The following is a 24,654-nucleotide window of genomic DNA, read 5'->3' on the forward strand; positions in this document are numbered from 1 at the left end:
CGCCCGACGCCGGTACGGCACACGCCGCCGGCGCCACGCCCGACGCCGGTAAACCGGCCGCGGACGGCAATCCCGTCGCGGACGGCAATCCCGTCACGGACGGCAATCCCGTCACGGACGGGACGCCGATCGCTGCCGCCAAGGCGGAGGCTGTCCTGCCCGTGCTCGGACCGTTGGGCATGCTCCGCTGGGCCTGGACCCAGCTGACCAGCATGCGCACGGCATTGTTCCTCCTGCTGATGCTCGCTGTCGCGGCGGTGCCCGGCTCGCTGTTCCCGCAGCGGCCCGCCAACCCGTCCACCGTCACGCAGTACATCAAGGACCACCCGGACTACGGCAAGCTCCTGGACACGCTGCAGCTGTACGACGTCTACTCCTCCGCGTGGTTTTCCGCCATCTACATCCTGCTGTTCATCTCCCTGATCGGCTGCGTGGTTCCCCGGGCCATCGCCCACTACAAGGCCATGCGCTCGCAGCCGCCGCGCACCCCGGCACGGCTGTCCCGCCTGCCTGAGTACGGCACGCTGGTCATCCCCGGCGACGCCGGGATTCCGGCGTTGCAAGCCATCGCGGAAGCTGCCGGACTGCTGAAGAAGCGCGGCTACCGCGTCGATGTCCGGGACAGCGACGGCGCCTGCCCGTCCCTTGGTGCCGAGCGCGGCTTCCTGCGGGAGGTCGGCAACCTCGTCTTCCACACCTCGCTGATCGGCGTGCTCGTCTCGGTCGCGATCGGCGGCCTGTTCGGCTACAGCGGACAGCGGATCCTGGTGGAGGGCGACACGTTCGTGAACACCCTCGTCGGCTATGACCAGTTCACGCCCGGCACCAACTTCAACAGCAGCCAGCTGCAGCCCTACTCGGTCCAGCTGGAAAAGTTCCAGATCACCTTCGACCGTGAATCGCAGGGCAAATTCGGGCAGCCCATCGACTTCAAGGCCGATGTGACCACGAAGGAGTCCCCGGATGCGCCCTCGAAAGAGCAGGTGCTGAAGGTCAACGAACCCCTCAGCCTGGGTGGTACCAGCATGTACCTCACCGGCAACGGCTACGCCCCGATCGTCACTGTTCGGGATGGATCCGGCAATGTCGCCATGCAGGGCCCCGTCGTCGCCAAGCTGCAGGGCGACAACTACTACTCCTCCATGGTCATCAAGGTCCCCGACGCCAAGCCGGAGCAGCTCGGCTTTGCGGGGTTCTTCCTGCCCACGGCCTTCGTTACCGAGGAAGGCGTGTCCTTCAGCGGCGATCCCGAACTGATTAACCCGCAGCTTTCCCTGAACTCGTACTTCGGTGACCTCGGCCTGAACGACGGCGCCCCGCAAAACGTCTTCGAGCTCGACGTGAACAAGCTCACGCCGCTCAACGCCCGGAACCTCGACGCCGGCGGCATCACACTGACGCCCGGCACCAGCTATACGCTGCCCGACGGCAAGGGCTCCATCAGCTTCGACGGGGTCAAGCGCTATATCGGTGTGGACATCCACCACAACCCTGGCCAGCTCTACGCCCTGATCTTCGCGCTCCTGGCGGTCGCCGGCCTGGTCACGTCGCTGTACGTGAACCGCCGCCGCGTCTGGGTGCGGACCGGAACGCACGACGACGGGCGCACCATGGTGGAATACGGCCTCCTGGCCCGCGGGGAAGACCACCGGCTCGCCGGCGAAGCTGCCAGGATCCGGGCGCTGCTCGAGGAGGAATGGGAGCTCCGCAATGCCGCCCCCGACGCAGCCTCTGCGGCCGCAGGGACCGGTTCCGCAACAGACTCGCAGTCAGATCCCAGCGGAATGACGGATAATGACCGGGCGGACGCGGACGTGCCCGGTCCCAGCGGTGAGCCGGCTTCCCAGGACCATCCCGCAACAGACTTCACCCCGTCATCAGCCGGCTCGCCTGAGCCAAAGAAGGATTCGTAATGCTCCCCATCAACGAGACCATGGGCCAGTACAGCGAGCTGTTCATGCTCCTCGCGGCCGGTACCTACACGGTGGCGTTCATCGCGTTCGCCTGGGACCTGGCCAAGAGCAGCAAGGTGCTGCGCGCAGTGGACCTCAAAGCTGCTGAACTTTCGGGCGCCGCCGGCCCAGCGACCGGCCGCGAGACCGGCCGCGTGCCGGTTGCTGCCGGAGTGGGGGCCTCCGGCGCTGTTGACCGCGCTGAGTCCGACCTGACCGGACCGGTGGGCCGCGCCGAGCGCCCGTCGTCGTCCGTCTCTCGCAGCTCGAACGAGAGGGAAGCCGGGATCGGCGGGACCGCCGACGCCGGCATGCGCTACGACGCCGAGCGCCGCGTCCCGGCCCGGGTTGCCGTGGCCTTGACCGTTCTGGGCGCTGCGATCCATGCGGCCGGCGTCATCACCCGCGCGATCGGTGCGGGGCGGGTGCCGTGGGGCAACATGTACGAGTTCCTCACGACTGGCGCCTTCGTGGCCGTGGCCATCTTCCTGCTGGTCCTGATCCGTCGCGACCTCCGCTTCCTGGGCACCTTCGTGATCGGCCTGGCCGTCATCATGCTCGTCGCGGCCGCTGTGGCCTACTGGACGCCCGTGGGCCACCTCGTTCCCGCCTTGCAGAGCTACTGGCTCATCATCCATGTCTCCATCGCGGTGATCTCGTCTGCCCTCTTCACCCTGACCTTTGCGATGTCCGCACTGCAGCTGGTCCAGGCCCACCGGCAGAAGACCGTGGCTGCCGGCGGCGCGGACAAGCTGGGCTTCATGCGCCTGGTGCCGTCTGCGCTCAGCCTCGAGAACCTGTCCTACCGGATCAACGCCATCGCCTTCGTCGGCTGGACCTTCACGCTCATGTTCGGGGCCATCTGGGCCGAGAAGGCCTGGGGACGGTTCTGGGGCTGGGACACCAAGGAAGTCTGGACCTTCGTGATCTGGGTGGTCTACGCCGGCTACCTGCACGCCCGTGCCACCCGCGGCTGGACCGGAACCCGCGCGGCCTGGCTCTCGATCGTCGGCTACCTCTGCGTGGTCTTCAACTTCACCATCGTGAACCAGTTCTTCAACGGCCTGCACTCCTACTCGGGGCTGTAGACGGCTAGGCGGGCGATGTGCCCGCGGGCCGGGCGGCCGCCAGGCGTTCGGGCTGCATCCGGTCCGCGATTTGCCACGAATGGCCGCTAAGCGCTCTGCTTAGCGGCCATTGGCGTCACTTGGGCGGGGGGTAGGGGAGTTGCTTCGGATTTGTCGCCCGGGGGCTGCATCCGGTCCGTGATTTGCCACGAATGGCCGCTAAGCGCTCTGCTTAGCGGCCATTTGCGTCACATCGGCGGGGCGTGGGGGAGTTGCTTCGGATCCTTGCTTAGGCGGGAGGAGTCCACCCGACTCCCTCAGCGCCGCCCTGACCCGCGTCACAGCACTGGGCTCCTTCCCCGGCGCTAACGGAGTCAGATCCCATTGAGTCAGGACCACGACCCGCCAGCTGGCGTCTCTGGCGCTCTCATCGCGGAAAATGTCGCTGCGCCGCTGGGCCGGCGTTGCATGGTGGCCACCGTCGTATTGGATCGCCACTTTCTCGATCTCGTAGGAAAGATCCGGATCCTGGATCCAGCCGCCGTACTGGTTGAAGATCGGGATGTTGATGCCTGGTTCGGGCAGTCCATGGCGGAGCAGGAGGAGCCGGAGTTCCGTCTCCTTGGGCGAGTCGGTATTAGCCCGGACCAGGGCCCGGGCCCGCATAGCCCGCCGATTAGCCCGGGCGTCCCCGCTTGCCATCGAGGTACGCATTCAGCTCCCCGATGGTGATGAACGGGTTTCTCCGGCGCAGCAGGAAGTCTCCGGCAACCACCGCTTCATCGAGGCTCAGGATGCCGGTCAGATCGAACCACGTCCGCAGCGGAGAAGTGCAGGCCACTCGCCGGCGGCAGCAGCGGCCCGTACGCCGTGACACGGGATGACCAGTCCGCGGCGCGAGTCCGACGCCGACTCAGCCCGGCAGCGCCAGCCTGGGCCACGGTGAATGGTCCGCTTACGAGGTGCCGGGGAAGCTCGCTGGGGCTGCGCATAAGAGCATTGTGCGGTTGGATCGAGGGCCCTCAGCGGTTATCCCCAAAGCGGGCAGGGTGTGGGGGAGGAGTGAGTCTCGTGAGAGGCACAGTGGCGGCCCGGACGGGCTCCGGCGATTCGCCGAAAGTGGCCGGCTATAGGCCTCGCAGTCCGGCCGGATGTGGCAAACGGGCGAGGAGCGTGGCGGAGGCAGAGTCGAACCCGGCGACGTCGAACCCTGCGAGCTACCGCAGGACCTCCACCGGCCCGCCCACTCCGGCGATTCGCCGAAAGTGGCCGCTATAGGCCTCGTATTGCGGCCGGATGTGGCAAGCGGGCGAGAAACCCGAGGCGCTGGGAAGTCCGTGGGCGGTGGGGAACGCAGGCAGGGAGAGCCAGGAACGGCTTACTTGACCTCGTCGGTGCCCTGCGTACCGGCGTCGCCGGAGCCGTGAGCGTCGCCTGATTCGGAGTCGCGGCTCTCGGCAGGGCCGCCGTCGCCGAGCTTGCGATCTTTGGCGTCCAGTTCTTCCTTGAGCTTCTTGAGCCGGTCCGCTTCAGCCTGTTTGCGGCGGCGGAGTTCAAGGTTGCGCAGGAAGTCCGGGTCGTCGTCAGGCGCGACGGGGTGGCTGTAGCGCGCAGGGGTGGGGCCGGTGCCGCGGGGGCGCCCGATGAGGAACCACAGGACGGCGCCGATCACCGGAAGGACGATCTGCACCACAATCCAGGCCGGCTTCGAAATGCCCTTGGTCTGGCGTGGGTCAGTGCGGATCACGTCGACGAGTCCGTAGACAAATACGACGAGAACGGCGACGGTGACCACTACACGGAGCATGTAATCAGTCTAGCGTCCGGGTGAGTCTCCGGCGTCGCCCGGTGTTCCTGCTGCGCGAGGCAGCGCCGCAGCGCGAGGGGGCCAAGGGAAGCCCGTCCGGGTGGGCCGGCCGGCGGCGGCTAAACTTGGAATGTGGCTTTCCTGAAATACTCCCTGATCCGGCTCGCACTGTTCGTGCCATTGTTCGCGCTGTTCGTTTACCTGCAGTTGGGCTGGCTGCTCGCCGTCCTCTGCGCCGGCATGATGGCGTTCGCCATCAGCTACCTCTTCTTTCAGAAGCAACGCGATGCGGCGGCCGCAACGCTGCATAGGAGGTTCTCGGGCAAGGCCAAGCCGCTGCGTTCCGCCGGTGAAGCCGCCGACGCCGACGCCGAGGACCGCCTCGTCGACGCGCATCCGGACATCACCGTTGACCCGGACAACCGTCCCAAGGATTCCTAGAAACCGGCTTGCAGGGCGCGCGGACCCCGGAACGCGACCACCCCCCCAAGAATCCCGGGACCGCGGCCAGACCCGCGATCAGAACCCGCGGCTCAGCACCAGTCCCAGCGAGAACAGCACCGCGTAGCCGAGGTTGATCAGCCCGGTCTGCTTGAGCACCGGGATCAGGCTCTTGCGCCGCCGGCCGGAGATCATCAGCCAGGATGGCATCAGGCTGGCCGGAATCAGCAGCAGCACAATGAGCATCCAGGGCCGTCCCGGCGCCAGCACAATCACCAGCAGGATGGCGACGGCGAGCATCAGCACGTAGCTTTCCCGGGCATGCTTGTCCCCGAGCCGCACCGCCAGGGTCTTCTTCCCGGCCTTCCGGTCGGTGGGGATGTCGCGGACGTTGTTGGCCATCAGCAGGGCGCAGGCAATCAGGCCCGTGCCGATGGCACCGATGATGGCCGCGAGGCTCAGTTGGCCGGCCTGCGTGTAGGTGGTGCCGAGCGTGGCCACGAGTCCGAAGAAGACGAACACGAACACATCGCCCAGGCCGAGGTAGCCGTAGGGGTTCCTGCCGCCCGTGTAGCCCCAGGCCGCGAGGACGCAGCCGAGGCCCACGAGGATCAGCCACCAGGTCTGCGTCATGACCACCAGCGCGAGACCGAACAACATGGCGAGACCGAACGCAGCGAACGCCGCGTACTTGACCTGTTCGGGCTTGGCCGCGCCGGAGCCGACCAGCCGCATCGGGCCTACCCGGTCCTCGTCGGTGCCACGGATGCCGTCCGAGTAGTCGTTGGCGTAGTTCACGCCGATCTGGAGCAGCAGGGCCACGAGCGCGGCCAGCACGGCGTTGAGCGGGCGGAAGGCGCCCATCTCGAACGCGGCGGCAGTGCCGATCAGGACGGGCGCGATCGCGGCGGGCAGGGTGCGCAGACGGGCGCCTTGGATCCATTGAGCGGCTGTGGCCACGTTCAGTACCTCGTGTTGGTTCGGCGACGCCGGAAGTGCCCGGCCCATCTATTTTCCCTGATGCAGCTCGGTGAGCCGAACCGTCATGCCCAGCCGGTCGGGTTTCCCGTTGGGCAGCATCAAAAGTTCGCCGGCGGCCAGCACGGTTTTCGGAGCCAGGTTACCCAGCCGCGGTGCCCAGGCAGCGCCCGCGGTGAAGCCCGCAATACTCTCCGGGGAGCTGTCGGCCAGTGCCACATAGGCGGCAAGGGACTGGCCCCACTCGGCGGAGGGAACGCCGGCCACGAAGGCGGCCAGCACGCCGTCGAGCTTCTCCAGCTCCGCCTGCACGTGCGCGGCGGACACCTTCACGCCGCCGGTGATGACGACGTCGTCGGCCCGGCCCAAAACCGCCAGGCTGCCATCACTCGCCAGTTCGCCAAGGTCGCTGGTGCGGTACCAGCGGACCCCGTCGTCCTCCGCGAACGCCTCCGCGGTGAGTTCCGGGGCGTCCACATAACCGGCGGCCACGGTGGCGCCGCCGAGCAGGATGCGTCCGTCGTCGGCCAGCCGGACCTCGACGCCGTCCAGCGGGACGCCGTCGTAAACACACCCCCCGCAGGTCTCGGCGGAGCCGTAGGTGGTCACGACCCGGACGCCGGCCTCGCGCGCCGAGGCGAGCAGCTCCGGGGCGGCCGGGGCGCCGCCGACCAGCACCGCGTTGAAACGGCGCAGCACCGCGAGGGTGTCGGCCGAGGGTGAGTCCAGCAGCCGCTGCAGCTGGGTGGGAACGAGCGAGGTGAACCGGATCTTGTCCGTCAGTTCGAGCGCGGCGGCGGTGAAGGCCTCCGGGGTGAAGCCGCCGCTGAGGTCCAGGACCCATGGCCGGGTTCCGGCGAAGAGCGAGCGGACCAGCACCTGCAGGCCGGCCACGTACTGCACCGGCAACGCCAGCAGCCACTGGCCCTCGCCCTTGAGCGCCAGCGCGGTCGCCATCGAGGAGGCCGCCAGCGCATCGACAGTCAGCACCGTCGCCTTGGGCGTGCCGGTGGAGCCGGAGGTCCGCACGACGACGGCGGCATCCTCGAAACCCGGGGTTTCGACCCGTGCAACGACAGGGGTGCCGTCCGGACCTGCGGACAGTTCGACGGCGGGACCCTCGCCGCGGAGGGCAGCGGCCAGCGCCGCCAGGGCAGGTTCAATTTTTCCAGCTGGGGAAGTCACAGGGGCGCCTTAGAAGTAGTACGGGAACTGGGACCAGTCGGGATCGCGCTTCTCGAGGAAGGCTTCCTTGCCCTCCACCGCCTCGTCCGTCATGTAGGCCAGCCGGGTGGCCTCGCCGGCGAAGACCTGCTGGCCCGCCAGGCCGTCGTCGGCGAGGTTGAAGGCGAACTTCAGCATCCGGAGAGCCTGCGGGGACTGCCGTGCGATGTCGGCCGCGTATTCCAGCGCCACCTCCTCCAGTCGGGAGTGGTCCACCGCCTCGTTGACGGCGCCCATCCGGACCATGTCCTCGGCCGAGTACTCGCGGGCCAGGAAGAAGATCTCCCGGGCGGCTTTCTGGCCGATCTGGCGGGCCAGCAGCGCGGAGCCGTAGCCGGCGTCGAAACTGCCTACCGTGGCATCCGTCTGCTTGAACTTGCCGTGCTGGCGGGAGGCGATGGTGAGGTCGGAGACGACGTGTAGCGAGTGCCCGCCGCCGGCCGCCCAGCCGTTTACGACGGCGATGACCACCTTCGGCATGGTGCGCATGAGCCGCTGGACCTCAAGGATGTGCAGCCGGCCGGCACGCGCCGGATCAATGGTCTCCGGGGTCTCACCCTCGGCGTAGCGGTACCCGTCGCGGCCGCGGATCCGCTGGTCCCCGCCGGAGCAGAACGAGTGGCCGCCGTCCTTGGCCGAGGGCCCGTTGCCGGTCAGCAGCACCGTGGCCACGTCGGGGGTCATCCGGGCGTGGTCCATGGCGCGGTACAGCTCATCCACCGTGCCGGGGCGGAACGCATTCCGGACCTCGGGCCGGTTGAAGGCGACGCGGACAGTGGGCAGGTCCCGGACCACGGTGCCGTCCTCGGAGCGCTCCACCTGCCGGTGGTACGTCATGTCCTGGAAGTCGTCGAAACCGGACACGGTGCGCCACCGGGTGGGGTCAAAGACGTCGGATACCTTGGCGGGGATTTCGTTGCTCACGGTCCGAGTCTAGTAATCGCGTCAGCTGATGCAGAACTCGTTGCCTTCCGGGTCCGCCATTGTGTGCCACGAGTGCGGTCCCTGGCTGGCGGTCCAGAGGAACCTGGCGCCGCGCACTTCAAGCGCGGCGCGCGCGGCGTCCTTGTCTGCGCCCGCGAGGTTCACGTCCCAATGAATCCGGTTCTTGATGGTTTTTTCTTCCGGGACGGTCTGGAAGAGAATGCGGCGGCTGGGCGGCTTGGCGTCGAGTTCTTCGGGCGGGCGGATGGCTGCGCCGGCGCCCCACACGAGTTTGCCCTTGTGCCGCAGGGTGTCCGCCGCCGTGGCGAAGCCCTGGTCGATCATGGAGCGGATGAAGGCCTCATCCTGCGGCTCCACGGCCCAGTCCAGGGTTTCGGCCCACCAGTCGGCAAGCTCATGCGGGTTCCTGCAGTCGACGGCGATCTGGATGTTGAGTGTCATGGAAAGAAACTACGACGCCGCGCCCTCCGCCGGAAGACCCTCGGGGGCTGATGCTGCGACCTGCCATCTCGACGGCGGGCCCCGTGGCTGCGGCGCTAGCCCTGGATGCGCTGCAGCTGCTCCAGGACTTCGGGCGGGATGGCATAGATGAAGATGACGGCCAGCAGGTTCTTCGAGGCGTGGACGAAGTACGAGAACATCACGTTCTTGCCGGTCCAGACATAGACGAACACCAGCACGGCGCCCATGGCGAGGTAGGGCATCAGCACCGGCAGGGTCAGGTCTTCCTGGCCGACGATGTGGAGGGCCGCAAACAGCACCACAGACAGGGTGCAACAGATCCAGATGTTGACCCGCCGGCTGAGCTTGCCGATCAGCAGGTGGCGGAAGATGTACTCCTCCACGAAGGGGCCGACGACCACCAGCAGGGGGACCATCAGCCAGGCCGGAACCTGCTGCATGAGGGCCTGCAGTCCTGCCTGGTTCGCGGAGGTCTGGACGGGACCGCTGACGGCAACGAGGATCGCGGTGAGGATCATCATGACCACGACAGCCAGCGGGACCATGAGGAGCGTAAACCACGGTCTCGTAGCCAGGACGCGGAGGTCGCGCACGGCGATTTTCCGGGCCGCCGCCACTGCCAGGACGCCGATGGTTCCGTAAAAGAGCAGGTTGACCGCATAGGACGCCACGGCCGGGTTGCGCGAAATCTGCAGCATCAGCGGCGCCAGCAACCCGCTGGCCACGGTAAAGAATGCGGCCACGGCAACGTAGAGCCCGGCGGTGGTGAGATCGAGCCGGGAGAAGCGGTAAAGCTCCGGCCGGGGAGCGGGAGGTGTGCGGAGAGCTGTGCCCATGCCACCAGCCTAGCGTCGCGGCAGGGTGACGGGACCAAGTAGAATATTCGGTATGCCTAAATTTATGTTTCGGTGCGCCAAAGTAGTCCGCCGAACCCGTAACATCCGCGCCGCCGGAGCCGCGGTCGTCGCCGTTCTTCTCTGCCTGTCCCTGGCCGCGTGCGGGGGTGCTGCCCCAGGGCAGGGTTCTGCGGGGCAGGGATCCGCGGGCGGGAAGCCCGTGGTGCTGACCACGTTCACGGTGCTGGCTGACGTGGCGCAGAACGTGGCGGGGGACAAGCTCCAGGTCGAATCCATCACTAAGGCCGGGGCTGAAATCCACGGCTACGAGCCCACCCCCGGGGACATCCGCAAGGCGTCCAAGGCGGACCTGATCCTGGACAACGGCCTGAACCTTGAGGCGTGGTTTTCCCAGTTCGTCGAGGGCCTGGACGTTCCGCACGCCGTGGTGAGCGAAGGCGTGGATGTGCTGTCCATCAGCGAAGATTCCTATCAGGGCAAGCCGAACCCGCACGCGTGGATGTCGCCGGTCAACGTCCAGCTCTACGTGGACAACATGGTGAAGGCGTTCTCGAAGCTGGACCCGGACAACGCGGCAGTCTTCGAGGCGAACGGCGCGGCCTACAAGGCCAAGCTGCAGTCCGTGAAGGACGAAATGGTCCAGAAGCTCGCGACCGTCCCCGAGGCGCAGCGGGCGCTGGTGACGTGCGAGGGTGCCTTCTCCTACCTGGCGCGCGATGCCGGCCTCCGGGAGGTCTACATCTGGGCCGTCAACGCCGAACAGCAGGCCACCCCGCAGCAGATCGCCAGGGCCATCGAATTCGTGAAGGCCAACAAGGTCCCGGCCGTTTTCTGCGAGTCCACGGTCTCCGACGCCCCGATGCGCCAGGTAGTGGGTGCCACGGGGTCGGCGTTCGGCGGGGTGCTCTACGTGGATTCGCTCTCCGAGGCGGACGGGCCCGTCCCCACGTACCTGGATCTCATCCGGCACGACTCGAAAGTCATCACCGAAGGGCTGACGGGAGCGGCATCATGAGCCATCCGGCCATTCTGGTGGAAAACGTCACCGTCCATTACGGCGAGGTCCTGGCGCTCGACGCCGCGTCGCTGTCCCTGGAAGCCGGGCGGATCTGCGGCTTGGTGGGCATGAACGGCTCGGGTAAATCCACGCTGTTCAAGGCGATCATGGGGATGATCAAGCCCGACGCCGGCAGGGTGCTGATCAACGGCGCACCGCCATCCAGGGCGCGCAGGGAAGGCGGGATCGGCTACGTCCCGCAAAGCGAAGATGTGGACTGGCAGTTTCCGCTGTCCGTCCGCGACGTCGTGATGATGGGCCGCTACGGGCACCAGGGCTTCACCCGGCGTCCTTCCCACGCCGACCGCGACGCCGTTGACCTGGCCCTGGACCGGGTGGAACTGTCGGAATTCGCAAACCGGCAGATCGGCCAGCTTTCCGGCGGTCAGAAGAAACGTGCCTTCGTGGCCCGGGGAATCGCCCAGGGAGCCACGATGATGCTCCTGGACGAGCCGTTCGCCGGCGTCGACAAGCGCTCCGAGGCAACCGTCACCCGCCTGCTGAAGGAGTTGGCCGCGGACGGCTGCACCATCCTCATCTCAACCCATGACCTGCACGCCCTTCCGCAGCTCTGCGACGAGGCCGTGCTCCTGATGCGCAAGGTCCTGATGCACGGCCCGCCCGAAGTGGTCCTGCAGCCGGAGCATCTGGCCATGGCCTTCGGCCTCGACGTCCTCAACCGCGACCTTCCGAACCGCGACCTTCCGAACCGCGACCTTCCAAACCTTTCGAACCTCGACTTCTCGAAACAACCAGGCAGGAGCTGAGCCATGGACCTCTTCGGCATCCTGCTGGAACCGCTGGGCTATGACTTCATGGTCCGCGCCATCACCACCACGGCGCTCGCGGCCATCGTGTGCGCCGTGCTGAGCTGCTGGCTGGTGCTGATTGGCTGGTCGCTGATGGGTGACGCAGTCTCCCACGCCGTGCTGCCGGGGGTGGTGCTGGCCTACATCGTGGGCGCCCCCTTCGCCCTGGGGGCGCTGGTGTTCGCGCTGCTTGCCGTGACCCTGATCGGGGTAGTCCGCAACACCAGCCGGGTGAAGGAGGACGCGGCGATCGGGATCGTGTTCACGTCGCTGTTCGCCCTGGGCCTGGTGCTCATCTCCGTCACACCCAGCCAGACAGACCTCAACCACATCATCTTCGGCAACCTTCTGGGCGTCAGCGTCCCGGACCTTATCCAGGTGCTCGTGCTGGGGGTGGTCGCCTTTGCCATTCTGATTCTCAAGCGCCGCGATCTCACGCTGTACGCTTTCGACCCCACGCATGCGCATGCGATCGGCCTGTCCCCCAAGCGGCTCGGAGCGCTGCTGCTGGGTCTTCTGGCGCTGACCTCGGTGGTGGCCCTGCAGACCGTGGGTGTGGTGCTGGTCGTTGCCATGCTGATCATCCCCGGCGCTACGGCCTACCTGCTGACGGACCGTTTCTCCCGAATGCTGGTGATCGCTCCGGTCATTTCCGCGTTGTGCTCCGTCGCCGGCATCTACCTCAGTTACTACCTGGACACCGCGTCCGGGGCGATGGTGGTGCTGACCCAGGGGGCCGCGTTCGCCGTCGTCTATCTGTTCAGCCCCCGGCAGGGGCTGATCGGTACCCGGCTGGCGAAGGCCCGGCGCAGGAAGGCCGTCGCGCTCAGAGCTTGAGCCGCTTCCGGACCTGAACCTTACCGGACCGGACACGGCCTTTCAGAGCGGTAGGCGAACCGCTGCCCGGCCAGGGCGCACCCGGCCGCGTTGAGCAGAACATTATTCTGCCCAACTGCACGAACGCCTTCGTTAATTAGTCTTGGGTCCCGATTGGTGTTGTCCGCGTCACGTCAGGCCGGGGGAGCTTGTACGATGGATATGCCGCGCGAAGCTTCGACCCTTTGTCAGGTTCGGTACACGTTCTTGTCCCTCGCGGATGATCCACCGAATTTTGTGTACCCGGCTCCCGGTCCAGTCCCGGCCATACTCCGACCTACAAGGAACACCTGTGCCATCACTTACCCCCACAGAACTTAAGAGCGCGCCGGCGCAATCCGCCGTCGTCGACTCGACCCTCAGCGCCGAGGGCTACAAAAAGTCCCTGAGCGGCCGCCAGGTCACCATGATTGCCATGGGCGGCGCCATCGGCGTCGGCCTCTTCATGGGTGCCGGCGGACGTCTGGCCTCCACCGGTCCCGCGCTGATCTTCTCCTACGCTATTGCCGGCGTCATCGCCTACCTGCTGATGCGCGCCCTGGGCGAGCTCATCATGTACCGCCAGACATCGGGCTCGTTCGTCAGTTATGCCGGCGAAATGTTCGGCAAGAAGGGCGCATATGTGTCCGGCTGGATGTACTTCATCAACTGGGCCATGACTGGCATCGCCGAGCTCATCGCGATCGGACTGTACTTCCAGTTCTTCTTCCCCAACGTGCCGGTCGAACTGACCGCCATCGCAGCACTGCTGCTGCTCGTGGGCGTAAACCTCCTGAGCGTCAAGGCGTTCGGTGAATTCGAATTCTGGGCGTCCTGCCTCAAGGTCGGCGCCATCGTGATCTTCCTGGCCGTGGGCACCTTCATGGTGGTCACCAACGCCCAGGTGGGCGACGGCAACGCCTCGGTCAACAACCTCTTCGCAGCCGAAGGCGGGATGTTCCCCAAGGGTGCGCTGGTCATGATCCTGGTCCTGAACGCCGTGATCTTCGCCTATAACGGAATTGAGCTCGTCGGCATTACCGCCGGCGAAATGCAGGACCCGGCCAAGGAAGTGCCCAAAGCCATCCGCGCCGTCGTCTTCCGCATCGTGGTGTTCTACGTCGGTTCCGTGACCCTCCTGGCCATGCTGCTGCCCTCGGACCAGTACGTGGCCGGCACCTCGCCGTTCGTCACCGTGTTCGGCCAGATGGGCCTCGGCTGGATGGGCGACGTCATGAACATGATCGTCATCACCGCTGCGCTGTCCTCCTGCAACTCGGGCCTGTACTCGATCGGCCGGATCTTCCGCACCATGGCCAACAATGGACATGCTCCGACGTGGCTGACCAGGATGTCCAAGAGCCATGTGCCGTACGCCGCCATCCTGGCCATCGGCGGCGTCTACTTCGTAGGCATCCTGCTCAACATCTGGCTCGGCGGCTCGCACGCCTTCGACCTCGCGCTGAACTCCGCGTCGATCGGCGTGATCTTCACGTGGGGTGCCATCTTCGCCAGCCAGATCGCGTTGCGGAAGACCAAGGGCAAGGTTTCATCCCTGCCCGCGCCCGGCGGACCCTGGACCAGTTGGGTGGGCCTGATCGCGCTCCTGGCCATCGCCGTGCTGATCGGCTTCGACACCATGACCAGCAAGACCGGCGAGGTGTTCCACCTCGGCCTGTGGACCCTGGCGACGATCCCGTTCTTCGCGCTCGTGCTGTGGCTTGGCTGGCAGAAGGTCAAGAACAACGAACCCAAGAGCGAGCTCTTCAACTAGCTGGCCCTGGTCAGGCGAAAGGCGGGCACTCCTCCGGGGGTGCCCGCCTTCCGCCGCTACGGAAGCGGCGCAAAAGCGGCGCCGGCCTTCCCCCAAAGGAAAGTCCGGCGCCGCCGTTCTGCAACGATCAATCCTTCTTGAAGGCGTCCTTGGCGTTCTCGCCGACCTTCTTCGCGTCGGCAACAACCTGGTCCTTCTGGCCCTCGGCCCGCAGCTGGTCGTTATCCGTGGCCTCACCCGCAGCTTCCTTGGCCTTGCCGCCGAGGTGCTCCGCCTGGTTCTGAATCTTGTCTCCGATACCCATGCTGTAGGCCACCTTTCGTTTCCGGTTGAAATTCAACGAGGTTCCACCCTAACACAAAGCATGCTTACTAATTCAAGGGTCTCTCCGGAGATCCGCCGGCAGCCCTGCCCGGTACCGGGGGTGCGCGGCAGCCGCCGGCAGGCCGGCGGGGCCTTGGGAAAGGGTGAATTTTTCCTCCGCATCGGGCTAGGCTCGAAGCCATGGACCACAAAACCAGTCTTACCCAGCACATCAATGCCCCGGCGGACAAGGTCTGGGCGGTCATTTCGGACATCCCCGGATCAGCCGCAACGCTGTCCGGCATTGACTCCATCCAGATGCTCACCGAGGGACCCTACGCGGAGGGGACCCGCTGGAAGGAAACCCGGACCATGATGGGGCGCGCGGAAACCGTGGAAATGTGGGTCGCCCAAAGCCAGCCTCCCTCTCGGCGCGGCGGCGGAACGACCGCCAGCACCACCGTTAAGGCGTTGCAGGGCGGGGCCGACTACACCACCCGCATCGCGCTGGCCGAGCGCGACGGCGGGACGGACGTTACCCTGACGTTCGGTGCCGAAGTACTCAAGCCGACGCGGCTCAGCAAGGTTTTGATGGCCGTTTTCGGGCCCATCGGCCTGCGGATCACCCGCAAGGCCCTCGCCAAGGACCTGGCGGAAATCGCGGTCAAGGCCGAGTCACTCTGATGGCGGCAGTTTTCCGGGCCGCCAGGACCGCCAAGGTCACGGCGCCGCGGCTGGTGCCCGTCCGCCTTGACGAACTGCGGGAGGACCCAACGCCGGATTTCCAGCGGGAGAGCGGTACGACGGCGTCCGGTACAGTCGCGCAATCGCCGGCGGGCTGGAACTGTGCGGCACGGACTTCGCCGAGTGCGGGTTCGCCGGCGCCTCCTTCAACGAGGCCCAGCTGCCCGGTGCCACCTTCCGGGACTGCATCCTGTCCGAGCTTTACGCCCCGGTTTTCACCGCGGCCCGGAGCGGCCTGCGCGACTTTGACTGGGCGGCCGGCTTCGGCTCATCAACGCCTTCAGGAACGGATCTATGAGCCAGAGCAAGCCGGCCAAGTACGCCCTACGGGAACTAGGCCGACGAATATACGACCTCACCGAGCAGATCAACGATGCTGACAAACACCTGAACCGGCTTTTGTATGCCGTCGCGCCCACGGTCCTGGCACTGCCCCAAGTCGGACCGGTCAGCGCAGCCCAACTGGTCATCACCGCAGGAGAAAACATCGACAGGTTCCCCAGCGAAGCCGCCTTCGCACGGCTCTTACTGCGGGACGCCGGCGGCCCTGGCGAGGTGATTTCAACCCGCGTCGCTGAGAGCGTGATACGCCACGTGAAGTTCTTTTGCTGGGTCGGTGGTGGCGCTGGTCGAGCGCATCGGCCAGCTCACCGGCTGCTGCGGTGAATCTTTGTGCTGCGGGCCGGACTTCGTCTGGCCAGTTGATCGCGGAGACCGCGGTGCGCGCTTTCCGGATTAACCCTGATCAGTTTCCGTCGATCTTCGGGGATGGGCCAGTGATGTTGGTGGCGATCCCGTGGAAGCAGACATTGCCGATATGGGTGAGGGCTGCGAGCAGGCCCGCAGTCCGGACTGCTGCCTGGATGTTTGGGTCCCCTGGTTGGTTCATTGGAATCTCCTTGTGTTTCCGGTTGCACTCAAGGATGGTCCGCGCTCGAGGTGGGCCGAAGTCTTTCGCGCTGGGCAACAAAGTTTCCCCGGCCGCGCAGGCGCTTATTTATTTGGCGGCCGCCCTTCCCAACGTATACCCCCTGGGGGTATATTAATGACGTTGTCAGTGAAGTGGTATGTCCCGGCGGTGTGAAGCACCGCCATCACAGCCGTTCAACCCCAGCGCCCATCGCACCTTCTTCAAGGAATGGAACTGACATGTGTGAAACAGAATCCCGGAAGGAATTGCCGCTGACGTCCTCCGGATCGGGTTGCAGTTGCTGCTCAACCATGGCCCCTGAAGACTCAAAGACCGAAACGGTTGGCGCCGAGTACGCCGTTGAAGGGCTCACCTGCGGACACTGCGTGGTAACCGTTGAAAAAGCAGTCGCCGCCGTGGACGGTGTGGATGCCGTCTCCGTCGAACTCGTCCGGGCGGCCAATCGCGCCTGGTCGTTTCCGGGCCTGCTGCTGATTCGGCGGTCCGTGAAGCTGTCATCACCGCCGGTTACAGCCCGGTCACGGCCTAATTAGGTCCGCCCGCCTCCGGACCGATCGTCCGCAGGCCGGCCTGCTCTCGAGAAGGAAACATGGAAGACCACACAAACCACCACGGCCACCACCCCGATCCTGCCGGCCCGAACGATGACACTGCGTCTCGGCCTTCGGCTGGCAAAACGGCACTGGCGCCCGCCCTGGACCACCACAACCACCACGAAGCCCATGGCCCTGATGATGATCACGTAGTGCACAGCCACGGCCAGCACGCCGGGCACAGCACCGCAATGTTCAAGGACAGGTTCTGGCTGACCCTCGTCCTGTCGGTGCCGGTGGTGTACTTCAGCCCGATGTTCGGGCACCTGCTCGGCTACATGCCACCCGACTTCCCCGGTTCGACCTGGATCCCGCCCGTCCTGGGCACCGTGATCTTCCTCTACGGCGGCCAGCCGTTCCTCAAGGGCGGCCTGCACGAGATCAAATCCCGGCAACCGGGCATGATGCTGCTGATCGGCATGGCCATCACCGTCGCCTTCGTCGCCTCGTGGGCCACCAGCCTCGGCATCGGCGGTTTCGACCTGGACTTCTGGTGGGAACTGGCCCTGCTGGTTGCCATCATGCTGCTGGGCCACTGGATCGAAATGCGCGCCCTCGGCTCAGCCCAGGGCGCCCTGGACGCACTGGCAGCGCTGCTGCCCGACGAGGCCGAACGCATCACCGACACCGGCACCGAAACCGTCAGCGTCTCCGAACTCAGGGCCGGCGATACCGTCCTGGTCCGTTCCGGAGCCCGGATGCCGGCAGACGGCACCGTGATCGACGGCCAGGCCGAGTTCGATGAATCGATGATCACCGGTGAGTCCAAGACCGTGCCCCGCTCAGCCGGCGACCCTGTCGTTGCGGGAACGGTGGCCACGGACAATACGGTCAGGGTCCGGGTCACCGCCGTCGGAGACGACACCGCCCTGGCCGGGATCCAGCGCCTCGTCGCAGAAGCTCAGGCGTCCTCCTCCAAGGCCCAGGCTCTGGCCGACCGGGCTGCAGCGTTCCTGTTCTACTTCGCCACGGCTGCCGGTGTCATCACCTTCATCGCGTGGACGTTGCTGGGCAGCGTCCCCGACGCAGTCACCCGCACCGTGACGGTGCTGGTCATCGCCTGCCCGCACGCCCTGGGCCTGGCCATCCCGCTGGTCATCGCCATTTCCACCGAGCAGGCGGCCCGGGCCGGGGTGCTGATCAAGAACCGGATGGCCCTGGAGCGCATGCGGACCATCGACGTCGTCCTGTTTGACAAGACCGGAACGCTGACCAAGGGCGAACCGGAACTCAAGGACGCGGCCGGCGTTGACGGCGTCAGCCGCGAGGAACTGCTCGCTCTCGCCGCCGCCGTCGAATCCGACAGCGAACACCCCGTCGCGCGCGCCATCGTCCGCGCCGCCCGCCAACAGGACCTGGCGATTCCGCAGGCCGTGGGCTTCACATCAATGACGGGCCGGGGTGTCCGCGCCAGCGTGGACGGCAGGACCGCCCAGGTGGGCGGGCCCGCGCTCCTGCGAGAACTCGGAATCGCCGAGCCCGAAACCCTGGCAGCGTCCACCCGGGCCTGGATGGACCGTGGGGCGGCCGTGCTCCACATCGTCGAGGACAACCGGATTTTGGGAGCCGTCAGCCTGGAAGACGCTATCCGCGACGAGTCACGGCAGGCCGTGGCTGCCTTGCAGAACAGGGGTATCAAGGTCGCGATGATCACCGGCGATGCCCATCAGGTCGCACAGGCGGTCGCAGCCGAGCTGAACATCGACGAAGTCTTCGCCGAGGTCTTGCCCGCGGACAAGGACAAGAAGGTCGCCGAGCTGCAGGCCCGCGGCCTGAAGGTGGCGATGGTCGGGGACGGCGTCAACGACTCCCCGGCCCTGGCCAGGGCCGAGGTCGGCATCGCCATCGGCGCCGGCACCGACGTGGCCGTGGAATCAGCCGGGGTGGTCTTGGCCGGCAACGACCCCCGGGCGGTGCTGTCGATGGTGGACCTGTCCCGGGCGAGTTACCGGAAGATGTGGCAGAACCTGGTCTGGGCCACCGGCTACAACATCATTTCTGTCCCGCTGGCCGCCGGAGTCCTTGCCTTCGCCGGCGTCGTGCTCTCCCCAGCCGCCGGAGCGGTCCTGATGTCCGCCTCGACAATCGTGGTTGCCCTGAACGCGCAGCTGCTGCGCCGGGTGAAACTGAACCCAGCCGAGGTTCGTTGACCCAGAAGGCGCTGAACCGCCGGGAACACCGGCGGCCACAGCCGGTAGCCTAGAAAACAGCCCGAACGGAAGGAGGATCGTCATGAGAGCATCCCACCCGAACGCCGCGTCGGCGATCCTCCACCGCGCGGGCCTGCTGGCCGGCCTCCTGGCCGTCCTCGCCGGAATCCTGGGCATGCACGTCATGACGGGCAGCCACAGCATGCACTCCCCTGCCGCCCTCACCGCCGCGGTCGGGACTGCAAAAGTCCATGCGGAATCCACAACGGCCCATGGACACACAGCCCACGGACCAGTCGACACTTCCTCGGCCCACTCGTCGGGCGGGCACGAAGCGGCCAGTGTCTCCATGGAGCAGTGCTCATGCTCCGATAACTGCACGGGCATGAACTCCATGGCGGTGTCCTGCACCCCGTCGGCGAAAACCGGATCGCTGTCCGCGCCGTTGCCAGGCACAGTGGTCTTCAGTGTCATCTCCAACGCCGGGGCCCCAGGAGCCGTGCTCCGTTCCTATTCGTATCTTCCCGGCAGTCCTTCGCCGGGTGAGCTGTCCATCAGCAGGACGTAAACCAGGCACCCCCGCTCCGGAACAACGATCTCCGGCGCGCACCTCCCTTATTGAGCCCTTTACCGGGGCCATCAAGCCCGCATCCGCTGATGCACACCACTCCACAGCGCCACGCGCGCCCACTGATGTTTTGAAGGACCTGATTTCCATGAACAAGAAGCTTCTGCCCCTTTCCGCCACCGCCGTCGCCGCAGCCCTGGCCCTGGCCGGCTGCGCCTCCGGATCCGGCACCGGATCATCCGGCACGTCGATGCCGATGGACCACGGCAGTTCCTCCGCCAGCGCACCCTCCACCAGCGCCCCCGCATCGGCCACGGAACACAACGCCGCGGATGTCACGTTCGCCCAAATGATGATCCCGCACCACGCCCAGGCAGTTCAGATGAGCGACATGATGCTGAAGAAGCAGGACATTCCTGCCGAGGTGACGGCCTTGGCCACCAAGATCAAGGCAGACCAGGGACCGGAAATCGAAATGATGACCGGCTGGCTCCAGGGCTGGAACGAACCCACACAGATGCCCTCCGGCCACAGCAGCCACAGCATGGGCGGCATGATGGGTGATGAGGACATGAAGAAGCTCGACGCCGCCCAGGGCACCGAAGCAGCCCGGCTCTTCCTGCAGCAGATGATCGCCCACCACGAAGGGGCGATCACGATGGCCAAAACCGAGAACGCCGCCGGCAAGAACACCGACGCGGTCAAACTCAGCAAGGACATCGTGAGCGCGCAGGAAGCCGAAATCCAGGAAATGCAGAAACTGCTCTCCACCCTCTAAGCGGCACAACGTCCGGCACCGGCCGTCGCCCCGTGGCGCGCTGCCGGTGCCGGTGCCTGCTTTCCATCTTTTCCATCGATCTTCCGGAGCTCCCCATGACCATCTCACCCAAAACCATCTCCCGGTCCGCAGCCCTGATGGCCGGCGGCGCCGCCCTCGTCCTTGCCCTGGCTGCCTGCACACCGGCGGCCGAACCGCCTGCCGGCGCATCGTCCACACAGCAGACCGGCAGCGGCCTGCCCAGCGCCCACATCCACGGGCTGACCGTCAGCGGCGACACCAGCCAGGTACTCCTGGCCACCCACGACGGACTGTTCGACGTGACGAAGCAGCCTGCCAGCAAAATCGGCGGCACCAATGACCTGATGGGCTTCACCGCCGGGAAAGACGCCGGCGTCTTCTACGCCTCCGGCCACCCCGGAGAAGGCTCGGATCTTCCCAACCCGCTCGGCCTGGTCAAATCCGTCGACGGCGGCAAGACCTGGGAACAGCTCTCCCGGCAGGGCGAATCAGACTTCCACGCCCTGACCACCACCAAGTCCGGCATCGCCGCGTTCGACGGAACACTGCGCACCAGCCCGGACGGCAAGACCTGGAAAACCGTGACCGCCGACTTCGCCCCCGCAGCGCTGGCCGGCCACCCCGACAGCGACACCGTCCTGGCCACCACGCCGGAGGGAATCCAACGGTCCACCAACGGCGGCGCCACCTGGGCGCCGGTGAAGTCCGGACCCGTCATCCAGTTCGCCGCCTTCGCCCACCCCGCAGAAGCAGCAGGGGTCGAACCCGACGGAACGGTCCACTACTCAGTCGACGCCGGCGCGACCTGGACCCGCAAGGGCCACATCGACGGCCAGGTCCTGGCGGTAGCGGGCGTCAAGGGCGTCGACGGCAACCCGTGGATCTGGGCAGCCACCGCTGACGGGATCGTCGTCTCCACGGACGGCGGCAGCACCTTCCGCCCGTCCGACGCCTCCTGACCTGCGTGACCCGTCCTGGTCCTGACGGGCGGAATCCTTCTCTTAGCCGCCACCGCCCCGTTGATTGTCCTGAACCGGAGGGACCCTTGACGTGACCGGCGCGAAGCTCAAGGATTTCGACCTCCGCGGCACGGACTTCCGCATCATCAGCGGACCGGGCAGCCTTGCTGGCCTCGTGATCGACGACTACCAGCTCGGCCTCCTGGCACCGTTGCTGGCCGGCCACCTCGGCGTCGTCGTCGCGTAACGCTGCGGCGGTCCGGTTGACCACCTTGCCCCGCCGTGTAATCTTTATAGAACGAACGGTCGGTAAATTAGTGCGCTACCCGGTCGGCACTGACCGCCGCCGCTGACCGTCCGCTTGGCTTTCGATGACAGAGACGTTTATCGCGTGAAGGGTGTACCCATGGCATCAGCAGTTGCAGGACCACAGGCATTTCTCGTGGGCGGGGCCCGCACGCCCGTCGGCCGTTACGGCGGGGCGCTTTCCGCCGTCCGTCCCGATGACCTGGCAGCGCTCGTGGTCCGCGAGGCTGTGGCCCGCGCCGGCGTCGACCCGGAGAGCATCGAGGAGGTGATCCTCGGCAACGCCAACGGCGCCGGAGAGGAAAACCGCAATGTCGCCAGGATGGCCACCGTCCTGGCCGGACTGCCCCTGCACATCCCCGGGATCACGGTGAACCGGCTGTGCGCCTCGGGCCTCAGTGCCATCATCATGGCCAGCCAGATGATCAGGTCCGGCGCCGCGGACATCGTGATCGCCGGCGGCGTCGAATCCATGAGCAGGGCCCCGTGGGTCCAGGAAAAGCCGCAGGCGGCCTTCGCCAAGCCGGGCCAGATCTTCGACACATCAATCGGCTGGCGGTTCGTCAACCCTAAGTTCCAGAAGGGCGGTCTCTCCCGCGACGGCAAGATGACCTACTCCATGCCGGAGACGGCAGAGGAAGTCGCCCGGGTGGATGGCATCTCCCGCGAGGACGCAGATGCGTTCGCGGTCCGCTCGCACGAGCGTTCCCTCGCCGCGATCGCTGCGGGCCGGTTCGCCGGGGAGATCGTCCCGGTGACCGTCAGGACCCGCAAGGGCGAGACCGTCGTCGATACCGACGAGGGCCCCCGCGCCGGGACCACCCTGGACGTTCTCGCCGGGCTCCGCCCCGTCGTCGCCGGCGGTTCGGTTGTCACCGCCGGAAACTCCTCCACCCTCAACGACGGCGCTTCCGCGATCGTGGTCGCCTCCGACGCCGCGATCAAGCGCTTCGGCTTCACCCCCCGGGCCCGCATCATCGACGGCGCCTCCGCCGGCTGCGAACCGGAGGTCATGGGCATCGGCCCCGTCCCCGCCACGCAGAAGGTGCTCGCCAGAACCGGGCTCAGCGCCGGTGACCTCGGCGCCGTCGAACTCAATGAAGCGTTCGCCACCCAGTCACTGGCCAGCATGCGGCGGCTGGGCCTGGACCCGGAGATCGTGAACCGCGACGGCGGCGCGATCTCCCTGGGGCACCCGCTGGGATCCAGCGGGTCCCGGCTCGCCATCACCCTGCTCGGCCGGATGGAACGCGAGGACGCCGAGATCGGCCTCGCCACGATGTGCATCGGCGTCGGCCAGGGTACCGCGATGCTGCTGGAGCGCGTCTAGTGGCGGCCACCGGTTCCGGACTCAACCCGGACGACTTCAGCACGCTGAAGATCGAGGAGCGCGAGGACCGGCTGGTGGTGCTGCTCAACCGCCCCGAGGTCCGCAACGCCATCGACCAGCAGATGGTCGATGAACTCCACCTGGTCTGCGCTTACCTCGAGCAGGTCCCCAAGGTGCTCATCATCGCCGGCACCGACGGCGTCTTCGCTTCCGGTGCGGACATCGGCCAGCTCCGCGAACGCCGCCGCGACGATGCCCTGCAGGGCATCAACTCCGCCATCTTCGTCCGGATCGCCAGGCTGCCGCTGCCGGTCATCGCCGCCCTCGACGGCTACTGCCTGGGCGGCGGCGCCGAGCTCGCCTACGCGGCGGACTTCCGGGTCGGCACGCCAGAGTTGCGGATCGGCAATCCGGAAACGGGACTGGGCATTCTGGCCGCGGCCGGTGCCAGCTGGCGGCTCAAGGAGCTCGTGGGGGAGGCCGTGGCCAAGGAAATCCTGCTTGCCGGCGTCGTCCTGCGGGCCGAGCGCGCCCTCGCCGTCAACCTCATCACCGAGATCCATGAAGCCCCGAAGCTGATGGACGCGGCCCACGCCCTCGCCGACCGGATCGCCCGGCAGGATCCGCTGGCGGTCCGGATCACCAAGTCCGTGTTCCACGCCCCGGCCGAGTCGCACCCCCTGATCGACCAGCTGGCCCAGGGCATCCTCTTTGAGTCCCAGGCCAAATTCGACCGGATGCAGTCTTTCCTGGAAAAGAAATCAGAAAAGAATCCAGCTAAGAATTCAGCCACTAAGCCAGCCACGCAGCCGTTACCGACCTCAGACCGGAAGAAGTAGACATGAGCAGCCCCGCCCTCCCCGCGAACCTTCCCGCCGATAACCTCCCCGACTTCGTCGGCGTTCTCGGCGGCGGCCGCATGGGCGCCGGCATTGCCCACGCCTTCCTGATCAACGGGGCCAACGTCCTGGTGGTCGAACGCGACGAGGAATCCGCCGAGGCCGCCCGCGAGCGGGTGGAATCGGCGGCAGCCAAAAGCATCGAGCGAGGCGCCACGGACGCCAGCCTCGACGAGATGGTCTCCCGGCTCTCCGTGACGGCGGACTATGACGACTTCAAGGACCGCCAGCTGGTCATCGAGGCGGTGCCCGAGGACTGGAACCTGAAGGTCTCCTCCCTTCGCGGGATCGAGCAGCGACTCGCCCCCGACGCTTACCTCGCCTCCAACACCTCCTCGCTGTCCGTCAACGGGCTGGCCCGCGAGCTGAAGCGGCCGCAGAACTTCCTGGGCCTGCACTTCTTCAACCCGGTGCCGGCGTCGACGTTGATCGAGGTCGTGCTCGGCAAACACACCTCTGAGGAGCTCGCCCGCGCCGCCCGCGGCTGGGTCGAGGCGCTCGGCAAGACCGCCGTCGTCGTCAACGACGCACCGGGCTTTGCCTCCTCGAGGCTGGGCGTGGCGATCGCCCTCGAAGCGATGCGCATGGTGGAAGAAGGCGTGGCCTCGGCCGAGGACATCGACAACGCCATGGTGCTTGGCTACAAACACCCCACCGGCCCGTTGCGGACCACGGATATCGTGGGCCTCGACGTCCGCCTGGGTATCGCCGAATACCTTGCCTCCACCCTGGGCGAGCGCTTTGCGCCGCCGCAGATCCTGCGCGACAAAGTGGCACGCGGCGAGCTGGGCCGGAAGTCCGGCAAGGGCTTCTTCGACTGGACCGACTGATCATCACGGGCATC

At 66.6% G+C, this 24,654-nt stretch carries 27 protein-coding genes and 2 pseudogenes; 19 read left to right on the forward strand and 10 right to left on the reverse strand.

The window, feature by feature from the left end; genetic code table 11:
• The first annotated feature begins 179 nt into the window (after positions 1 to 179).
• Both QFZ69_RS03005 and ccsB read left to right on the forward strand, forming a co-directional pair.
• A complete protein-coding gene (locus QFZ69_RS03005) occupies positions 180 to 1,913 on the forward strand; it encodes a cytochrome c biogenesis protein ResB (protein WP_306919578.1) in 1,734 nt (577 codons plus the stop codon).
• Entirely contained in the window at positions 1,913 to 3,040 is a 1,128-nt protein-coding gene (gene ccsB / locus QFZ69_RS03010) for a c-type cytochrome biogenesis protein CcsB (RefSeq protein ID WP_306915546.1), read from the forward strand. Before QFZ69_RS03005 ends, ccsB begins: the two co-directional genes overlap by 1 nt.
• A 198-nt stretch (positions 3,041 to 3,238) precedes the next feature.
• Here ccsB and QFZ69_RS03015 read toward each other — a convergent pair whose 3' ends face one another.
• The 3 genes from QFZ69_RS03015 to QFZ69_RS03025 all read right to left on the reverse strand — a co-directional run bounded on the left by QFZ69_RS03015 (position 3,239) and on the right by QFZ69_RS03025 (position 4,826).
• Complete coding sequence (locus tag QFZ69_RS03015) at positions 3,239 to 3,685, reverse strand: hypothetical protein (protein WP_306915547.1); 447 nt, start codon at positions 3,683 to 3,685, stop codon at positions 3,239 to 3,241.
• Positions 3,686 to 3,695: 10 nt separating this feature from the next.
• Positions 3,696 to 3,860 carry a hypothetical protein gene (locus QFZ69_RS03020; protein ID WP_306999893.1) on the reverse strand — a complete coding sequence of 55 codons (165 nt, stop codon included), beginning with the start codon at positions 3,858 to 3,860 and terminating at the stop codon, positions 3,696 to 3,698.
• 537 nt (positions 3,861 to 4,397) lie between these two features.
• On the reverse strand, positions 4,398 to 4,826 hold the full coding sequence (locus QFZ69_RS03025; RefSeq protein WP_306915549.1) for a PLD nuclease N-terminal domain-containing protein: 429 nt from the start codon (positions 4,824 to 4,826) through the stop codon (positions 4,398 to 4,400).
• 132 nt (positions 4,827 to 4,958) lie between these two features.
• Here QFZ69_RS03025 and QFZ69_RS03030 point away from each other — a divergent pair, with 132 nt between their 5' ends.
• Positions 4,959 to 5,267: a DUF4229 domain-containing protein gene (locus QFZ69_RS03030; RefSeq protein ID WP_306915550.1), complete on the forward strand. Its 309-nt coding sequence runs from the start codon at positions 4,959 to 4,961 to the stop codon at positions 5,265 to 5,267.
• Between the two features lie 78 nt (positions 5,268 to 5,345).
• Here QFZ69_RS03030 and QFZ69_RS03035 read toward each other — a convergent pair whose 3' ends face one another.
• From QFZ69_RS03035 to QFZ69_RS03055, 5 genes are all read right to left on the reverse strand, one after another.
• Positions 5,346 to 6,227, reverse strand: coding sequence for a 1,4-dihydroxy-2-naphthoate polyprenyltransferase (locus QFZ69_RS03035; RefSeq protein WP_306919579.1), 882 nt, complete (start codon positions 6,225 to 6,227; stop codon positions 5,346 to 5,348).
• Positions 6,228 to 6,275: 48 nt separating this feature from the next.
• A complete protein-coding gene (locus QFZ69_RS03040; RefSeq protein WP_306999895.1) occupies positions 6,276 to 7,430 on the reverse strand; it encodes an AMP-binding protein in 1,155 nt (384 codons plus the stop codon).
• A gap of 9 nt (positions 7,431 to 7,439) precedes the next feature.
• Positions 7,440 to 8,393 carry a 1,4-dihydroxy-2-naphthoyl-CoA synthase gene (locus QFZ69_RS03045; RefSeq protein WP_306915551.1) on the reverse strand — a complete coding sequence of 318 codons (954 nt, stop codon included), beginning with the start codon at positions 8,391 to 8,393 and terminating at the stop codon, positions 7,440 to 7,442.
• 21 nt (positions 8,394 to 8,414) lie between these two features.
• A complete protein-coding gene (locus QFZ69_RS03050) occupies positions 8,415 to 8,855 on the reverse strand; it encodes a VOC family protein (RefSeq protein ID WP_306915552.1) in 441 nt (146 codons plus the stop codon).
• A gap of 95 nt (positions 8,856 to 8,950) precedes the next feature.
• Positions 8,951 to 9,712 (reverse strand): CPBP family intramembrane glutamic endopeptidase, encoded by a 762-nt coding sequence (locus tag QFZ69_RS03055; RefSeq protein ID WP_306915553.1) that lies wholly within the window; start codon positions 9,710 to 9,712, stop codon positions 8,951 to 8,953.
• Positions 9,713 to 9,764: 52 nt separating this feature from the next.
• Between QFZ69_RS03055 and QFZ69_RS03060 the strand changes: the two genes are divergently transcribed.
• The 4 genes from QFZ69_RS03060 (at position 9,765) to QFZ69_RS03075 (ending at position 14,228) form a co-directional block, all read left to right on the forward strand.
• The gene (locus QFZ69_RS03060) at positions 9,765 to 10,748 is read left to right on the forward strand and encodes a metal ABC transporter substrate-binding protein (RefSeq protein WP_306915554.1); all 984 of its coding nucleotides are present in this window, start codon (positions 9,765 to 9,767) and stop codon (positions 10,746 to 10,748) included.
• Positions 10,745 to 11,557: a metal ABC transporter ATP-binding protein gene (locus tag QFZ69_RS03065; RefSeq protein WP_306915555.1), complete on the forward strand. Its 813-nt coding sequence runs from the start codon at positions 10,745 to 10,747 to the stop codon at positions 11,555 to 11,557. Before QFZ69_RS03060 ends, QFZ69_RS03065 begins: the two co-directional genes overlap by 4 nt.
• A 3-nt stretch (positions 11,558 to 11,560) precedes the next feature.
• A complete protein-coding gene (locus tag QFZ69_RS03070; protein WP_306915556.1) occupies positions 11,561 to 12,436 on the forward strand; it encodes a metal ABC transporter permease in 876 nt (291 codons plus the stop codon).
• Between the two features lie 331 nt (positions 12,437 to 12,767).
• On the forward strand, positions 12,768 to 14,228 hold the full coding sequence (locus tag QFZ69_RS03075) for an amino acid permease (RefSeq protein ID WP_306915557.1): 1,461 nt from the start codon (positions 12,768 to 12,770) through the stop codon (positions 14,226 to 14,228).
• Positions 14,229 to 14,355: 127 nt separating this feature from the next.
• Here QFZ69_RS03075 and QFZ69_RS03080 read toward each other — a convergent pair whose 3' ends face one another.
• Entirely contained in the window at positions 14,356 to 14,532 is a 177-nt protein-coding gene (locus tag QFZ69_RS03080; protein ID WP_306915558.1) for a CsbD family protein, read from the reverse strand.
• 200 nt (positions 14,533 to 14,732) lie between these two features.
• Between QFZ69_RS03080 and QFZ69_RS03085 the strand changes: the two genes are divergently transcribed.
• From QFZ69_RS03085 to QFZ69_RS03095, 3 genes and pseudogenes are all read left to right on the forward strand, one after another.
• Complete coding sequence (locus QFZ69_RS03085; RefSeq protein WP_306915559.1) at positions 14,733 to 15,215, forward strand: SRPBCC family protein; 483 nt, start codon at positions 14,733 to 14,735, stop codon at positions 15,213 to 15,215.
• A pseudogene (locus tag QFZ69_RS23225) lies at positions 15,215 to 15,525 on the forward strand (pentapeptide repeat-containing protein); the annotation flags it as partial. The gene QFZ69_RS03085 and the pseudogene QFZ69_RS23225, both read left to right, overlap by 1 nt.
• Before the next feature lie 44 nt (positions 15,526 to 15,569).
• A complete protein-coding gene (locus tag QFZ69_RS03095) occupies positions 15,570 to 15,941 on the forward strand; it encodes a hypothetical protein (RefSeq protein WP_306915560.1) in 372 nt (123 codons plus the stop codon).
• 79 nt (positions 15,942 to 16,020) lie between these two features.
• Here the strand turns inward: QFZ69_RS03095 and QFZ69_RS03100 are convergent, their stop codons facing one another.
• On the reverse strand, positions 16,021 to 16,164 hold the full coding sequence (locus QFZ69_RS03100; protein WP_306915561.1) for a hypothetical protein: 144 nt from the start codon (positions 16,162 to 16,164) through the stop codon (positions 16,021 to 16,023).
• A gap of 332 nt (positions 16,165 to 16,496) precedes the next feature.
• Between QFZ69_RS03100 and QFZ69_RS03105 the strand changes: the two genes are divergently transcribed.
• The 9 genes and pseudogenes from QFZ69_RS03105 (at position 16,497) to QFZ69_RS03145 (ending at position 24,640) form a co-directional block, all read left to right on the forward strand.
• Positions 16,497 to 16,739: a cation transporter gene (locus QFZ69_RS03105; RefSeq protein WP_306915563.1), complete on the forward strand. Its 243-nt coding sequence runs from the start codon at positions 16,497 to 16,499 to the stop codon at positions 16,737 to 16,739.
• Positions 16,740 to 16,795: 56 nt separating this feature from the next.
• Positions 16,796 to 18,949 carry a copper-translocating P-type ATPase gene (locus tag QFZ69_RS03110; RefSeq protein WP_306915564.1) on the forward strand — a complete coding sequence of 718 codons (2,154 nt, stop codon included), beginning with the start codon at positions 16,796 to 16,798 and terminating at the stop codon, positions 18,947 to 18,949.
• Between the two features lie 82 nt (positions 18,950 to 19,031).
• Positions 19,032 to 19,517, forward strand: a complete 486-nt coding sequence (locus QFZ69_RS03115) for a hypothetical protein (protein ID WP_306915565.1) — start codon at positions 19,032 to 19,034, stop codon at positions 19,515 to 19,517.
• Between the two features lie 148 nt (positions 19,518 to 19,665).
• Positions 19,666 to 20,295 carry a DUF305 domain-containing protein gene (locus tag QFZ69_RS03120; RefSeq protein ID WP_306915566.1) on the forward strand — a complete coding sequence of 210 codons (630 nt, stop codon included), beginning with the start codon at positions 19,666 to 19,668 and terminating at the stop codon, positions 20,293 to 20,295.
• 95 nt (positions 20,296 to 20,390) lie between these two features.
• Complete coding sequence (locus tag QFZ69_RS03125) at positions 20,391 to 21,275, forward strand: F510_1955 family glycosylhydrolase (RefSeq protein ID WP_306915567.1); 885 nt, start codon at positions 20,391 to 20,393, stop codon at positions 21,273 to 21,275.
• Between the two features lie 73 nt (positions 21,276 to 21,348).
• Positions 21,349 to 21,522: pseudogene (locus tag QFZ69_RS03130) on the forward strand (pentapeptide repeat-containing protein); the annotation flags it as partial.
• Positions 21,523 to 21,681: 159 nt separating this feature from the next.
• Entirely contained in the window at positions 21,682 to 22,911 is a 1,230-nt protein-coding gene (locus QFZ69_RS03135; RefSeq protein WP_306915568.1) for an acetyl-CoA C-acyltransferase, read from the forward strand.
• Entirely contained in the window at positions 22,911 to 23,750 is an 840-nt protein-coding gene (locus QFZ69_RS03140) for an enoyl-CoA hydratase/isomerase family protein (RefSeq protein WP_306915569.1), read from the forward strand. Before QFZ69_RS03135 ends, QFZ69_RS03140 begins: the two co-directional genes overlap by 1 nt.
• Before the next feature lie 2 nt (positions 23,751 to 23,752).
• Positions 23,753 to 24,640 (forward strand): 3-hydroxyacyl-CoA dehydrogenase family protein, encoded by an 888-nt coding sequence (locus QFZ69_RS03145; RefSeq protein ID WP_306915570.1) that lies wholly within the window; start codon positions 23,753 to 23,755, stop codon positions 24,638 to 24,640.
• Positions 24,641 to 24,654 lie beyond the last annotated feature (14 nt).

The organism is Arthrobacter sp. V1I7, from assembly GCF_030817015.1.
Classification (GTDB): domain Bacteria; phylum Actinomycetota; class Actinomycetes; order Actinomycetales; family Micrococcaceae; genus Arthrobacter.

Bases quoted from the DNA above. Each gene is read 5' to 3' on its own strand.
- QFZ69_RS03005 (WP_306919578.1), top strand. From the start codon at position 180: ATGCTCCGCTGGGCCTGGACCCAGCTGACCAGCATGCGCACGGCATTG.
- ccsB (WP_306915546.1), top strand. From the start codon at position 1,913: ATGCTCCCCATCAACGAGACCATGGGCCAGTACAGCGAGCTGTTCATG.
- QFZ69_RS03015 (WP_306915547.1), bottom strand. From the start codon at position 3,685: ATGCGGGCCCGGGCCCTGGTCCGGGCTAATACCGACTCGCCCAAGGAG.
- QFZ69_RS03025 (WP_306915549.1), bottom strand. From the start codon at position 4,826: ATGCTCCGTGTAGTGGTCACCGTCGCCGTTCTCGTCGTATTTGTCTAC.
- QFZ69_RS03050 (WP_306915552.1), bottom strand. From the start codon at position 8,855: ATGACACTCAACATCCAGATCGCCGTCGACTGCAGGAACCCGCATGAG.
- QFZ69_RS03055 (WP_306915553.1), bottom strand. From the start codon at position 9,712: ATGGGCACAGCTCTCCGCACACCTCCCGCTCCCCGGCCGGAGCTTTAC.
- QFZ69_RS03060 (WP_306915554.1), top strand. From the start codon at position 9,765: ATGCCTAAATTTATGTTTCGGTGCGCCAAAGTAGTCCGCCGAACCCGT.
- QFZ69_RS03065 (WP_306915555.1), top strand. From the start codon at position 10,745: ATGAGCCATCCGGCCATTCTGGTGGAAAACGTCACCGTCCATTACGGC.
- QFZ69_RS03070 (WP_306915556.1), top strand. From the start codon at position 11,561: ATGGACCTCTTCGGCATCCTGCTGGAACCGCTGGGCTATGACTTCATG.
- QFZ69_RS03080 (WP_306915558.1), bottom strand. From the start codon at position 14,532: ATGGGTATCGGAGACAAGATTCAGAACCAGGCGGAGCACCTCGGCGGC.
- QFZ69_RS03085 (WP_306915559.1), top strand. From the start codon at position 14,733: ATGGACCACAAAACCAGTCTTACCCAGCACATCAATGCCCCGGCGGAC.
- QFZ69_RS03095 (WP_306915560.1), top strand. From the start codon at position 15,570: ATGAGCCAGAGCAAGCCGGCCAAGTACGCCCTACGGGAACTAGGCCGA.
- QFZ69_RS03100 (WP_306915561.1), bottom strand. From the start codon at position 16,164: ATGAACCAACCAGGGGACCCAAACATCCAGGCAGCAGTCCGGACTGCG.
- QFZ69_RS03105 (WP_306915563.1), top strand. From the start codon at position 16,497: ATGGCCCCTGAAGACTCAAAGACCGAAACGGTTGGCGCCGAGTACGCC.
- QFZ69_RS03110 (WP_306915564.1), top strand. From the start codon at position 16,796: ATGGAAGACCACACAAACCACCACGGCCACCACCCCGATCCTGCCGGC.
- QFZ69_RS03115 (WP_306915565.1), top strand. From the start codon at position 19,032: ATGAGAGCATCCCACCCGAACGCCGCGTCGGCGATCCTCCACCGCGCG.
- QFZ69_RS03120 (WP_306915566.1), top strand. From the start codon at position 19,666: ATGAACAAGAAGCTTCTGCCCCTTTCCGCCACCGCCGTCGCCGCAGCC.
- QFZ69_RS03125 (WP_306915567.1), top strand. From the start codon at position 20,391: ATGACCATCTCACCCAAAACCATCTCCCGGTCCGCAGCCCTGATGGCC.
- QFZ69_RS03135 (WP_306915568.1), top strand. From the start codon at position 21,682: ATGGCATCAGCAGTTGCAGGACCACAGGCATTTCTCGTGGGCGGGGCC.
- QFZ69_RS03145 (WP_306915570.1), top strand. From the start codon at position 23,753: ATGAGCAGCCCCGCCCTCCCCGCGAACCTTCCCGCCGATAACCTCCCC.